Raw genomic sequence first — 13,627 nt, 5'->3', positions numbered from 1 at the left:
ACAGACCGTGATTTCTCACGGTCTGTCGTTATTTTCTACAATTATCGTTTGATGTTGTAGAAAGATTTGATACCATCGTAAACAGCGATTTCGCCTAGTTCGTCTTCGATGCGTAATAATTGGTTGTACTTAGCAATACGGTCAGTACGGCTCATAGAACCAGTTTTGATTTGGCCAGCGTTAGTTGCAACTGCGATGTCAGCGATTGTAGCATCTTCAGTTTCACCAGAACGGTGAGATACAACTGCTGTGTAACCAGCACGTTTAGCCATTTCGATAGCTTCGAAAGTCTCAGTTAAAGTACCGATTTGGTTAACTTTAATTAAGATTGAGTTAGAGATACCTTTTTCGATACCTTCAGCAAGTTTTTGAGTGTTAGTTACGAATAAATCGTCACCAACTAATTGTACTTTATCACCGATACGCTCAGTTAATAATTTGTGACCATCCCAGTCGTTTTCGTCTAAACCATCTTCGATAGAGATGATTGGGAAGTCTTTGCAAAGCTCTTCGTAGAAATCAACCATTTCTGCAGAAGTTAAGCCAGTACGGCCTTCGCCTGCAAGGTCATATTTACCAGTTTCTTTATTGTAGAACTCAGAAGAAGCAACGTCCATTCCTAAGAATACGTTCTCGCCAGCTTTGTAACCAGCTTTTTCGATAGCTTCGATGATTACTTCTAGTGCTTCACGGTTAGAACCAAGGTTTGGAGCGAATCCACCTTCGTCACCTACTGCAGTGTTAAGACCTTTGTCATGTAATACAGCTTTAAGTGCATGGAATACTTCAGCACCCATACGGATTGATTCTTTGAATGTTGGAGCACCAACTGGTAAGATCATGAACTCTTGGAAGTCAACGTTGTTATCAGCGTGAGAACCACCGTTGATGATGTTCATCATTGGAGTTGGTAATTGTTTTGCATTGAATCCACCAAGGTAACGGTATAATGGAAGACCTACGAAGTCAGCTGCTGCGTGAGCTACTGCCATAGATACACCAAGGATAGCGTTAGCGCCTAGTTTACCTTTGTTTGGAGTGCCATCTAATTCGATCATAGCACGGTCGATACCAGCTTGGTCAGTTACATCGAAACCAGCGATTTCTGGAGCGATAATTTCGTTAACGTTGTTTACTGCGTTAACAACACCTTTACCTAGGTAACGAGATTTGTCACCGTCACGTAATTCTACTGCTTCGTGCTCACCAGTAGATGCACCACTTGGTACGATAGCGCGTCCGAAAGCGCCGCTTTCTGTGTAAACTTCTACTTCTACAGTTGGGTTACCACGAGAGTCAAGGACTTCGCGAGCATAAACATCAATAATTGTTGACATAATAAATTCTCTCCTTTTTATATAAGCAAATTATTTAATAATTGTTTTACCTGTCATTTCTTTCGGTTGTTCCACATTTAAAAGTGTAAGCATTGTTGGAGCGATATCTCCTAAAATACCACCTTCACGAAGCTCTACATCATTTTTTGTAACGATGAAAGGAACCGGGTTAGTTGTATGAGCTGTCATAGGACCGCCATCAGCAGTTAACTCCTGATCGGCATTACCATGGTCAGCAGTAATAAGTGCTACACCATCTTTTGCAAGAATTGCTTCTACAACTTTTCCTAAACATTCGTCAGTTGCTTCTACTGCTTTAATTGTTGGTTCCATCATCCCAGAATGGCCAACCATATCACAGTTCGCAAAGTTAAGAATGATAACATCATGTTTATCATTTTCGATTTCATTTACTAAAGCGTCCGTTACTTCGTAAATGCTCATTTCAGGTTTCAAGTCATACGTTGCAACCTTCGGTGAGTTAATTAAGATACGCTCTTCTCCTGGGAATTCAGCCTCACGACCACCGCTAAAGAAGAATGTAACGTGCGGATACTTTTCAGTTTCCGCGATGCGAAGTTGCTTTAATCCCGCTTGCGCAACAACTTCACCTAAAGTGTTATCAAGGTTCATTGGCTTGAATGCCACGTAACCATCTACAGTTTCACTGAAGTGTGTCATACATACGAATTCAGGAATGTGAGGTACTTTTTCACCACGATCGAACTCACGGAAGTCTTCGTTTGTAAATACACGAGCAATTTGAATTGCACGGTCTGGACGGAAGTTATAGAAGATAACTGCATCATCATCATTGATTGTTGCAACTGGCGTGTTATCTTCGTTAACAATTACAGACGGCAATACGAATTCATCATAGATACCGTTCGCATAAGAGTCTTCTACACACTCTTCTGCTGATTTATAAGTAGGGCCTTCACCATTCACCATAGCACTGTAACATTTTTCTACGCGATCCCAACGCTTGTCACGGTCCATAGAGTAATAACGACCAGAGATAGTCGCGAATTGTCCTACTCCTGTTTCTTTAATTACTTCATTCGTTGCATCGATATAACCTTTTGCTGTTTGTGGTCCAACATCGCGGCCGTCTAAGAATGCATGGATATAAACTTTCTCCACACCTTCTTTTGCTGCTAAGCGAAGAAGAGCAAACATATGGTTCATGTGACTGTGCACACCACCATCAGAAAGTAAACCGAATAAATGAAGAGCAGTACCTTTTTCTTTTACGCTTTTAATTGCATTTTGGAATGTTTCGTTCTGATCGAACTCACCTTCACGAATTGCAACGTTTACGCGTGTTAAGCTTTGATATACGATGCGGCCAGCACCGATATTTAAGTGACCAACCTCAGAGTTACCCATTTGACCTTCTGGAAGACCTACTTCCTCACCACAAGCTGTTAACGTTGTGTGAGGGAATTTGTTCCAGTAACCATCAAAATTAGGTTTCTTAGCTTGTGCTACAGCATTCCCATGAGTTTCTTCACGAAGTCCGAAACCATCAAGAATGATTAAAGCTGTTGGCTTTCTCATTTTACCGCCCCCAGAAGACCTAAGAACGAAGCAGGCTCTAAGCTAGCACCGCCAACTAAAGCGCCGTCGATGTCAGATTGTGCCATATACTCTTTAATGTTTTCTGGTTTTACGCTACCGCCGTATTGAATACGAACAGCTTCTGCAGCTTCTGGAGAAACAGCTTCTGCAACAACTTTACGGATGTGCGCACATACTTCGTTTGCATCTGCAGAAGAAGAAGATTTACCTGTACCGATAGCCCAGATTGGCTCATAAGCGATAACAGTTGCTTTAACTTGCTCTTCTGTTAAACCTGCAAGTGCTTTTGTCACTTGACCTGCTACTAAATCAAATGTTTTTCCGCTTTCGCGCTCTTCTAAAGTCTCACCACAACATACGATTGGTGTTAAACCATGTTCAAATGCTGCAAGAGTCTTTTTGTTTACTGATTCGTCTGTTTCAGCAAACATTTCACGACGCTCAGAGTGGCCAAGTACTACGTAGCCTACTTTTAAGTCGCTAAGTGCTACTGGGCTAATTTCGCCAGTGAATGCACCATTTTTTTCGAAGTGCATGTTTTGTGCACCTACTTGTAAGTCAGTTCCTTCAGCCTTAGCTACTAAACGCTCTAAGAATAGAGCTGGAGAGCAAACTACTGCATCAACAGCTGAAGCTGCTGGGATTTGACCTTTAACTTCCTCTACGAAGCTAACTGCTTCAGATAGAGTTTTATTCATTTTCCAGTTACCTGCGATAATTGGTTTACGCATGCTTTGCACCGTCCTTTTTCTTTGGCTGCTACTTATTTGTCGTTAAGACAAACTACACCTGGAAGCTCTTTGCCTTCCATGAATTCTAATGACGCACCGCCGCCAGTAGAAATGTGGCTCATTTTATCAGCCATACCGAATTTTTCAACAGCTGCTGCAGAGTCACCACCGCCGATAACAGAGTATGTATCTTCTGCATCTGCTAATGCTTGTCCTACTGCTTTTGTACCTTCTGCGAATGGAGTCATTTCGAATACACCCATTGGTCCATTCCATACAACAAGCTTAGAGTTTTTAATTACATCTGCATAAATTTCACGTGTTTTAGGACCGATGTCCACGCCTTCCCAGTTAGAAGGGATAGAGTCGATACCAACGATTTGAGTTGTTGCAGTTTCAGAGAATTCCTCTGTGATTACAACATCAACTGGCATGTAGAAGTTTACGCCTTTTTCTTTTGCAAGTTGCATAAATTCTTTAGCTAGTTCAATCTTGTCGTTTTCACATAGAGATAGACCAATTTCATGACCTAAAGCTTTAACGAATGTGTAAGCAAGTCCGCCACCGATGATTAAGTTATCTACTTTGTCTAATAGATGACGAATTACACCGATTTTATCTTTTACTTTCGCACCACCAATGATAGCTGTAAATGGACGTTCTGGGTTAGAAAGTGCTTTACCAAGTACATCTAACTCTTTTTCCATTAATAGACCAGATACTGCTGGTAGGTAGTCTGCGATACCTGCTGTAGAAGCGTGAGCACGGTGAGCTGCACCGAATGCATCGTTTACGAAGATGTCAGCAAGTGCTGCAAATTCTTTCGCAAGTTCTGCATCGTTCTTTTCTTCGCCCGCATAGAAACGTACGTTTTCAAGAACTAATACGTCGCCTTCGTTCATTGCTGCAACCATTTCTTGTGCAACTGGTCCGAATGCTTCGTCCGCTTTTTTAACATCTTTACCAAGAAGCTCGCCTAAACGTGCTGCTACTGGAGTAAGACGTAATTCTTCTACTGCTTGACCTTTTGGACGGCCTAAGTGACTTGCTAAAATAACTTTCGCACCTTGCTCTACTAAATATTGAATTGTAGGAAGAGCTGCACGGATACGAGTTTCATCTGTAATTTTGCCTTCTTTCATAGGTACGTTGAAATCAACGCGGCAAAATACACGCTTACCTTTTAAATCTACGTCACGAATTGATTTTTTGTTCATTGGATTTCCCTCCGACTACTAGTTAGGATTGACAAAACCCATTCAAAAGCTTAACACATTTGCTTTTAAAACGAAAGAAGAGAGAGAGGGAACAAACCCTCTCCCTCGTTTTGTCATTGATTACTTATATAATTAAGAATTAAAGACCTTTAGAAGTCATGTAAGCTGCTAAGTCTACTACGCGGTTAGAGTAACCAGTTTCGTTATCGTACCAAGAAAGTACTTTAACCATGTTACCTTCCATTACCATTGTAGATAATGCATCGATTGTAGAAGAAGCTGTACATCCGTTATAGTCGATAGATACTAATGGCTCTTCGCTGTATCCAAGGATACCTTTTAATTCGCCTTCAGCTGCTGCTTTGAATGCTGCGTTTACATCTTCAACTGTTACTTCTTTGTCAAGTTCAACAACTAAGTCAACAAGAGAAACGTTAGCAGTTGGAACACGTACAGCGCCACCGTTTAATTTACCTTTAAGTTCTGGTAATACTAATGCTACAGCTTTAGCTGCACCAGTAGATGTTGGAATCATGTTTTCAGCTGCTGCACGAGCACGACGTAAATCTTTGTGTGGTAAGTCTAAGATTTGTTGGTCGTTAGTGTAAGAGTGAATTGTTGTCATCATTCCGCGTTTTACGCCGAATTTTTCGTTTAATACTTTAGCGAATGGAGCTAGACAGTTTGTAGTACAAGAAGCGTTAGATACTACGTTGTGGTTAGCTGCATCGTATTGTTCGTGGTTAACACCCATAACTACAGTGATATCTTCGTCAGAAGCTGGAGCTGAGATGATAACTTTCTTAACTGATCCACCTAAGTGTTTTTCAGCGTCTGATTTTTTAGTGAAACGGCCAGTAGATTCTACTACTACTTCTACTCCGTAGTCGCTCCATGGTAATTGAGCTGGGTCACGCTCAGCGATAACTTTAATTTCTTTACCGTTAACAACGATGCTGTTTTCGTTAGCAGATACTTCTGCATTTAAAGTTCCGTGAACTGTGTCATATTTTAAAAGGTGAGCTAATGTTTTAGCATCTGTTAAGTCGTTGATTGCTACTACTTCTACCTCAGAGTTGTTAAGAGCTGCGCGGAATACGTTACGTCCGATACGTCCAAATCCATTAATACCAATTTTAGTCATTTGAATTTCCTCCTTGGGGGATTATATTAAAGGGTAAAACCCTTTGTTAACTGTTTTGCTGCACCTTCATCTGTAATTAGAATTGAAGTGTGCCCTTGCTTTATTACAGCCTGTATTGCCTTTGCCTTTGAAGAACCTCCAGCGACTGCTACAACGTGAGATACATTTTGTAAATCCTCTAGTTGCATACCAACTGTTCTTACTTTATGAACAACATTTCCTTCTTCATTAAAGTAGTAACCGAAAGCTTCGCCAACTGCTTCGCTTGCTTGAATCTTTAACCAATCTGCTTCTGAAGTACTTCTGCGACGTGCCATTGTTAACGCATCACCTATTCCATGAATGACGATATTGGAAGATCGAATCAACTCAAGAACTTCTTTCACGGAAGGCTCTGTCACAATAGACGCATATGCTTCGCTACTAACATGGTCTGGAACATACAATAAGCGATAATTACTCATCGTATTTTGCGCCATCTTGGCACAAATGGTATTGGCTTCTAGTTCAACACCTTCTCCAATTCCACCACGTGCTGGGACAAATAGCATATGTAAATCTTTGCAATCAAGTTGCATCATGTCCGCAGCAGCAGCTAGCGTAGTTCCTCCAGCCACAGCAACGATATTATTCGCTGTCAGACGGTCTTTTATACAAGTCACACAAGCACGGCCCATCTCCAGTTTGACCCAAGGCGATTCATCACTATCACCAGGGACAACGAAAACTTCATCCAAGTCTAATGTTTCCTTAAGTTGCTTTTCTAAAACCTTTAACCCGGAAATTTCTTTCATAAAGTCTTCCAAAGCAAGAACTAAAGCTGTTCCTTCTTCTGTCAAAGTCATTCCAGAAGAAGCGACGTGAACTAAGTTTTGTTCTTTCAAAACTTGAACTTCACTTCGCAATACTCGTTCTGTCATACCGAGGCTTGCTGATAAGTTTCTTCTTCCAATCGGCTGCATGAGCCTAATGTATTGAAGAATTTGCATTCTCGTTTGCATAACAGGTAGCAGATCAGGTAATAATTTTTTTGTGTTCTGAATCCATGAGCGCATATCTTTTCTCCTCACTACATTGGTTCATTTTTCCTTAGTGGTCACTTTACGTCCCGTAGTGACATTTTGTGTCCCACATAGGTTAAAAAAATAATCCCTGCTACGTGTATTATTGTAACAGGAGATAGAAACTTATTCAACTCTTAACTGCATTCTTTATATAGTTTATTATGACACCTTTGTGAATGTTACCATATTCTACTTGTTTTCCGCCTATTTCTACAACCGGAATCATTAAGTGATATTTTTCTAAAAGGTCATTATCTTCATATATATCTATTTCCTCGATTTGAAAAGAATATTCACATTGTACTTCCTGTAAAACTTGTTTCGCCTTCACGCAAAGGCCACAATCTTTTTTAGTATACAGTACAACTTTCATCTTCTTCACCTATCCGATCGTTTTTCGTAATGACGAAGCTGGGATATGCATTTGTTCTCTATACTTCGCCACTGTTCTTCGAGAAATAACAATTTCATGCTCTTCTTCTAATAATTTTGAAATCTTTTGATCTGAAAGTGGCTTTTTCTTATCCTCTGCCCCAATTAGCGTTTGAATAAATTGTTTTACACGTTTTGTAGAAACTGCTTCATCTTCAGTCGTCGAAACGGCATTGCTAAAGAACGATTTCATCTCAAATAAACCGTGTGGTGTTTGCACATATTTATTTCGCGTCGCACGACTAATTGTTGATTCATGCACACTTAACTCTTCCGCTACCTCTTTTAAAGCGAGAGGTCTTAAATACTCTGGACCTTTCCAGAAGAAATCACGTTGTTTTTCCATAATAATATTCATCACTTGCAGCAGCGTCTGTTTTCTCTGCTTCAAACTGCGCATAATCCACTGCACATGCTGATACTTTTCTGATACGTAAGATGCTACTTCACTTTCACTATTATTAAGAAGCGCACTATATTCAGAATGAATTTCAATTCTTGGCATATTTCTCTCATTCATTTGTAAAACGAGGCGATCGCCATCTTTTTTCACCGCCATATCAGGCACAATATAAAGTGGTTTATCTGAAGAAAACGCAAGACCTGGTTTTGGTTGTAATGACGTTATACAATTTACCGCACTCTGTAATTCCTCATTACTACATTTCAACACTTGAACGAGCTTTCGCCAATCTTTCTTCACAAAATAAGCGAAATGATCTTCTACAACCTCTTCTGCTAATCCATTCCGCCTTTGTAAGCGCTTCAATTGCAAGGTTAAACATTCCTGAATATTACGCGCCCCTACCCCTGCTGGTTCCAGTGATTGGACGAGCTCTACAGAGCGGTCGACTACATGAATATGCGCAGAAAGGAGCTCTGCTAACTCTTCATTCGTTTCTTGTAAATATCCATTTCCATCCATGTTCATAATAATGAAAGAAGATACTTTTCGCTCTTCTTCATCTATTTTATAATACTGTATTTGATTTAATAAATGTTGCTGAATCGTTGTAGAATCCACACTGTAGATCTCCATCTGATTCTCGACTTGTTTGCTGGTACTTTTACTGTTGTTAGAGCTCTTTTTCTTCTCCCTCTCAAAACCACCTAACTCAATAAGGGGATTCTCTAACGATTGCTCATACAAAAACTCCGATAATTCTTGTACATTATACTGGAGCATTGTAATCGCTTGCCTTAACTCTTGTGTCATTGCCAAACGTAAGCTTTGTTCTTGTAAAAGACTTGCCTTCAAACTAATCTCCCCCTTGTTTCTATTGTACAATAAGTTTGGTAAAAGGAGAATGCTATCACAGACACCCATTCCAAAATATTATTAATTTATATGTATTAATGAGATTTACAACTTACAACCGAAATTTGAATAATATTGAAAGAAAATAATAAGATTTAAAATTAACACTAAGTACTAATAGTAAATATTAATACAAGATATTAAAATGAGCAATAAAAAAAGAGAAGATCCTATCTTCTCTTCCACTAATCAACTATTTTTCAAAAGCTGAAATAACTTCAAGCTCTTACTACTTCGCAAAATACCCTTTGGATATACTTTCGCAGCAAATAAAGAAATAAGGCTAATACTACCTAGCAGAACTAATATAGAAGCTATAATTTCCAGACTACTCACAGATCCATTAATAATCCTAACTACCATACTAATTGGAGCTGTAAACGGAACATATGATGTCACCCTTGATACTAGCCCTTCAGGGTTATCAAGTACTACTAATAACTCCACCACTAAACTTCCCATCAATATAAGCGTAATCGGCATCGTTGTTCCGGATAATTCTTCTGGCCTGCTTACCATAGAACCAAACACTGCGAAAAGTGCCGCATAAACGAAGTAACCGAGAACAAAATATAATAATAAGAATCACGCTCCGAAGCTTTAACAGAGGCAATGCGACAAGGCATTTTGAACGTACACGTATAAATAAAAAAGTCCTAACCTACAAAACGTAAGTTAGGACTTTTTGACGCGCCCAGAGGGATTCGAACCCCCGGCAGACGTGGTACCGGAAACCACCGCTCTATCCGACTGAGCTATGGGCGCATGATTATAGAAAACACTTCATTTTCTTCTCATAATAATAGCAATAAAATCCATCTAAATCAATAAAAATATCCCCGCATTCCCTTATGCACCTTAGCTAAAAGCATATAAAATATATTCCACCCCTAAATTTTCCAATCATAAATTCACTCCAACTCACAAATTATAATCTTTGAATTGATATTCCAAAGGGGGCTTCATTCAATGACTGTAATTACGAAACTAAAGCAAACTGTTTCTGGATTAAAAAGTGCACAAGCTAGCTTAGAGGGATTCGCTCTTGATACGGATAACCAACAAGCTAAGCAACTTTTCCAAACAGCTGCGCAGCAAACACAAACGATTATCGATTCTTTAAACCCACGCGTTGAAGAAGTCCAACAAGAAGAACCACAATACTCACAGCAATAACGAAGCTGTCTTGCTGTGAGATAGAAAAAGGATGATATGCAGTCATCCTTTTTCTATCACATTACATATTGCAATAGAAATGGAATGATGATTATGCGAAAGATCGGACTTATAACCACGTTATTTATACTTCTATTTAGTTCCTTTACCGGTTGTGATCATAGCCCATTAGATAAAAAGGTAAAGAAAGAAGAAACAAAACGATCCGAAAAAGAAAAAGGCCCTAAATTAACAAAGACGAGTACAGAATCCTTTAATCAATCTATATCGCAAGGAGCTAAGAAAAAGGCCCTCGCTATGGATGAAATTATAAAAAGCGCAGCAGTGAATTCAAATTTAGATCTCTACATAGCAGTTACACCTGAGCATCATGAAAGGTTTGGATTAAAACCTTTGCGCAAGAAACTTCAAAAGCAATTAAGTGATGAATATCCTACTTTTGATGTTCGTGTTAGTACAGATAAAAAAATCTTTATGTTACTCGAAAAGCTCGCAAACAAAATTAAGAAAAAAGAAGTATCTAAAGATGAGATCAAAAAACAGTTAAAGCTAATCGGATCCGAAATGGAATCTAACACTTAACGCTTTCGAATAGAAAAGGAAGGATTGCAATGTCTAGTAAAGATAAAAACTTAACTCCTGTACAACAGGAGTATAAAAAATTTGAACAAGAACGGGAACCGAAACGCCCTGTTTTAAAAAATTGTGTAAAGGCCTTTTTCGTAGGTGGTTTTATCTGCCTAATCGGGCAACTGATATCAACTTTTTATATTACGTATTTCGATTTTACTGAACGCTCAGCAGGGAATCCAACAGTAGCAACTCTTATTTTCATCTCAATGTTGCTAACCGGATTCGGTGTATATGATCGTCTCGGTCAGTTTGCAGGTGCTGGGACAGCTGTACCTGTCACTGGATTTGGTAACTCTGTTATTGCCGCGTGTATCGAACACCGAACAGAGGGATTTGTCCTTGGCGTAGGTGCTAATATGTTTAAACTAGCTGGTTCTGTTATTTTATTTGGTGTATTTTCCGCTTTCGTCATCGCACTTATTAAAACGATTCTCGTTCAATGGGGAGGGCTATAAATGTTACAAGGGCATCGAACTTGGGTATTTGAAAACAAACCAGTCATCATCTCAACAGGGGTTGTCGGTGGACCATTTGAAGCGAATGGCAACATCCCCGAAGACTTCGACATCCTCCATGAAGATTTATGGCTCGGACAAGATTCTTACGAGAAAGCACATAAGATTTTGTTCGAAGAAGCTTGTAGTCGCGCTACTGAAAAAGCAGAACTTCGTAAAGACGATATTCAATTTGTACTCGCAGGAGATTTAATTAATCAAATTACTCCTACAAGCTTTGCGTGTCGTACACTTGGCACCCCGTATCTCGGATTATTCGGTGCTTGTTCTACTTCTATGGAAGGTTTAGCGCTCGGGGCAAGTATCGTAAATGCAAAAGGCGCAAAGTATCTATTAACTGGTGCATCGAGCCATAATGCAGCTGTAGAAAAACAATTCCGCTACCCTACCGAATACGGTGGCCAAAAGCCACCTACTGCACAATGGACAGTAACCGGAGCTGGCGCAGCCATTTTAAGCGATACTGGACATGGTCCTAGGGTAACCTCTGCAACGATTGGTCGAGTTGTTGATATGGGATTAACAGATCCTTTTAATATGGGAGGTGCGATGGCTCCAGCTGCCGTTGATACAATTGAAGCCCATTTACGCGAACGACAAATCGATGCCTCTTACTATGACCTAATCGTGACAGGTGATCTTGGTCATGTCGGTCGCGAAATTGCTTACGATTTACTACATAAGCATGGAACAAAAGTAACAAACGAACAGTTTCAAGATTGCGGGATTATCATTTATAGAGAAGGACAACCTGTCATAGCCGGTGCTAGTGGCCCTGGATGTTCTGCAACCGTCGTGTATGGTCACTTATTAAATCGAATGAAAAGAGGAGAGTTCAAAAGAATACTTGTCGTTGCGACAGGCGCTTTACTATCTCCACTTACATTCCAACAAGAAGAAACGATTCCGTGTATCGCTCACGCCGTTTCGATTGAATTTGGAGGTGCAACGCAATGATTTTTTTCTGGGCTTTCGTCATTGGTGGACTCATATGTGTAATTGGACAACTTATGTTTGATGTCGGAAAGCTAACGCCAGCCCATACAATGGCAACACTCGTTGTTGCCGGCGCTATATTAGATGGATTCAATTTGTATGAACCATTAATTGATTTCGCTGGAGCTGGGGCAACTGTACCTATTACAAGCTTCGGTAACGCCCTCGTTCATGGTGCAATGGAAGAAGCTGCTAAACACGGAATCGTTGGCGTTATTACGGGAATGTTTAAAGTAACGAGTGCCGGCGTATCCGCAGCTATTATTTTCGGCTTCATAGGGGCATTGTTATTCAAACCGAAAGGATAAGAGGTGTTTATATGACTGTTATAGCTAGCGTAAAAACTTGCCTTGCTAGTGTAAGAGGAGCTCAAGCAAGTTTAAGCTCCCTTTCCTTAAATTCACAAGACGAAGAATCAAAACGCGTATTTCATGAATGTATGTTAGAAATGGACAGCATCATCGCTGATTTAAAAGATAGAGTTTCAGTATTAGAACGTGAAGAACCACAATATAAAGGGTTTTAAGTAGACTGGAGGAAACGACTATGTCTCACCTACCGGAATGGACACTTGTCATTCTTCGCTCTGTATTCATATTAATTATTTTATTCGCTATTACGAAATGGTTAGGGAAAAGACAAATCTCTCAGCTCTCCTTTTTTGAATACATAGCCGGAATGACAATCGGTGACATCGCTGCCCAAGTATCTACAGGGCTCGATTCAAAATTTTTCCACGGCGTCTTTGCGATACTCATTTTCGCTGTGGTACCTTTTCTCACAGGAATCCTCTCCTTAAAGAACAAAACAGCTCGAGACTTCTTTGAAGGGAAATCTACCGTACTAATAAAAGATGGAAAAATACTCGAAGATAACTTAAAGAAAGAAAAATATACAAGTGACGAATTACTTGAACTTCTCCGAGGAAAAGATGCTTTCAGTGTAGCTGATGTTGAATTTGCCGTATTAGAACCGAGCGGAGAGTTAAATGTATTATTGAAGAAAGACTGCCAACCACTTACAGCAAAAGACGTTGGCTTAAAAGTACCAAACGAGAAAGAACCGCAAACTGTTATTATGGATGGAAATGTACTAGATGAACCTCTATCCTCTAGTGGACATAACCGCGCTTGGTTACATGCTGAACTAGAAAAACTCGGTGTTGTTATTGAAAATGTCTTTCTCGGTCAAGTGGATTCATACGGACAACTTACTATCGACATTTATAATGACAAACTACAAATGCCTTCTCCTCAAAACAAACCTTTATTATTGGCATCTTTAAAAAAATGTCATGCTGATCTTGAACTATTTTCCTTAGAAACAAAGTCGAAATCAGCAAGCGAAATGTATAGTAAAAACGCGAAACAAATCGAAAAGATTTTAAATAGAGTTACCTATCTTTTAAAAGAATAAATAATGAAAGAACGCTTCCGTCAAAAGGCGTTCTTTTCTTTTTTCTCCAGCTTTCATAACGTTTAAA

The 13,627-nt window shown here is 39.6% G+C and carries 15 protein-coding genes, 1 tRNA gene and 1 pseudogene; 7 read left to right on the top strand and 10 right to left on the bottom strand.

Annotation, left to right across the window (positions count from 1 at the left end; translation table 11 throughout):
- Window positions 1–41: 41 nt before the first annotated feature.
- The 10 genes and pseudogenes from eno to COK05_RS04355 form a co-directional block, all read right to left on the bottom strand.
- A complete protein-coding gene (gene eno / locus COK05_RS04400) occupies window positions 42–1,337 on the bottom strand; it encodes a phosphopyruvate hydratase (protein ID WP_000103951.1) in 1,296 nt (431 codons plus the stop codon).
- 30 nt (window positions 1,338–1,367) lie between these two features.
- Entirely contained in the window at window positions 1,368–2,897 is a 1,530-nt protein-coding gene (gene gpmI / locus COK05_RS04395) for a 2,3-bisphosphoglycerate-independent phosphoglycerate mutase (protein ID WP_001231145.1), read from the bottom strand.
- The gene (gene tpiA / locus COK05_RS04390; RefSeq protein ID WP_048566659.1) at window positions 2,894–3,649 is read right to left on the bottom strand and encodes a triose-phosphate isomerase; all 756 of its coding nucleotides are present in this window, start codon (window positions 3,647–3,649) and stop codon (window positions 2,894–2,896) included. Before tpiA ends, gpmI begins: the two co-directional genes overlap by 4 nt.
- A gap of 32 nt (window positions 3,650–3,681) precedes the next feature.
- The gene (locus COK05_RS04385) at window positions 3,682–4,866 is read right to left on the bottom strand and encodes a phosphoglycerate kinase (RefSeq protein ID WP_075309618.1); all 1,185 of its coding nucleotides are present in this window, start codon (window positions 4,864–4,866) and stop codon (window positions 3,682–3,684) included.
- 139 nt (window positions 4,867–5,005) lie between these two features.
- Complete coding sequence (gene gap / locus COK05_RS04380) at window positions 5,006–6,010, bottom strand: type I glyceraldehyde-3-phosphate dehydrogenase (RefSeq protein WP_000161234.1); 1,005 nt, start codon at window positions 6,008–6,010, stop codon at window positions 5,006–5,008.
- 26 nt (window positions 6,011–6,036) lie between these two features.
- Complete coding sequence (gene cggR, locus COK05_RS04375; RefSeq protein ID WP_001258185.1) at window positions 6,037–7,065, bottom strand: gapA transcriptional regulator CggR; 1,029 nt, start codon at window positions 7,063–7,065, stop codon at window positions 6,037–6,039.
- A gap of 136 nt (window positions 7,066–7,201) precedes the next feature.
- Window positions 7,202–7,447, bottom strand: a complete 246-nt coding sequence (locus COK05_RS04370; protein WP_029443579.1) for a glutaredoxin family protein — start codon at window positions 7,445–7,447, stop codon at window positions 7,202–7,204.
- A 9-nt stretch (window positions 7,448–7,456) separates the two neighbouring features.
- On the bottom strand, window positions 7,457–8,764 hold the full coding sequence (gene rpoN, locus COK05_RS04365) for an RNA polymerase factor sigma-54 (protein WP_098611605.1): 1,308 nt from the start codon (window positions 8,762–8,764) through the stop codon (window positions 7,457–7,459).
- Window positions 8,765–9,013: 249 nt separating this feature from the next.
- Window positions 9,014–9,397 (bottom strand): annotated as a pseudogene (locus COK05_RS04360) (ABC transporter permease); the annotation flags it as partial.
- A 116-nt stretch (window positions 9,398–9,513) separates the two neighbouring features.
- Window positions 9,514–9,589: transfer RNA gene (locus tag COK05_RS04355), tRNA-Arg, on the bottom strand.
- 204 nt (window positions 9,590–9,793) lie between these two features.
- Between COK05_RS04355 and COK05_RS04350 the strand changes: the two genes are divergently transcribed.
- The 7 genes from COK05_RS04350 to COK05_RS04320 all read left to right on the top strand — a co-directional run bounded on the left by COK05_RS04350 (window position 9,794) and on the right by COK05_RS04320 (window position 13,560).
- Window positions 9,794–10,000, top strand: a complete 207-nt coding sequence (locus COK05_RS04350) for a DUF1657 domain-containing protein (protein ID WP_000216166.1) — start codon at window positions 9,794–9,796, stop codon at window positions 9,998–10,000.
- Between the two features lie 93 nt (window positions 10,001–10,093).
- Entirely contained in the window at window positions 10,094–10,582 is a 489-nt protein-coding gene (locus tag COK05_RS04345) for a YhcN/YlaJ family sporulation lipoprotein (RefSeq protein ID WP_098611604.1), read from the top strand.
- Between the two features lie 29 nt (window positions 10,583–10,611).
- Complete coding sequence (gene spoVAC / locus COK05_RS04340; RefSeq protein ID WP_098611603.1) at window positions 10,612–11,088, top strand: stage V sporulation protein AC; 477 nt, start codon at window positions 10,612–10,614, stop codon at window positions 11,086–11,088.
- Entirely contained in the window at window positions 11,089–12,105 is a 1,017-nt protein-coding gene (gene spoVAD / locus COK05_RS04335) for a stage V sporulation protein AD (protein ID WP_098611602.1), read from the top strand.
- Window positions 12,102–12,452: a stage V sporulation protein AE gene (gene spoVAE, locus COK05_RS04330; protein ID WP_000575919.1), complete on the top strand. Its 351-nt coding sequence runs from the start codon at window positions 12,102–12,104 to the stop codon at window positions 12,450–12,452. Before spoVAD ends, spoVAE begins: the two co-directional genes overlap by 4 nt.
- 11 nt (window positions 12,453–12,463) lie before the next feature.
- Window positions 12,464–12,670, top strand: a complete 207-nt coding sequence (locus COK05_RS04325; RefSeq protein ID WP_098273235.1) for a DUF1657 domain-containing protein — start codon at window positions 12,464–12,466, stop codon at window positions 12,668–12,670.
- Window positions 12,671–12,690: 20 nt separating this feature from the next.
- Window positions 12,691–13,560, top strand: a complete 870-nt coding sequence (locus tag COK05_RS04320; RefSeq protein WP_098611601.1) for a DUF421 domain-containing protein — start codon at window positions 12,691–12,693, stop codon at window positions 13,558–13,560.
- Window positions 13,561–13,627 lie beyond the last annotated feature (67 nt).

The sequence above is a fragment of the Bacillus cereus genome, assembly GCF_002567495.1.
Classification (GTDB): Bacteria; Bacillota; Bacilli; order Bacillales; family Bacillaceae_G; genus Bacillus_A; species Bacillus_A cereus_AQ.
This window is presented reverse-complemented; position numbering and strand designations above follow the sequence as displayed.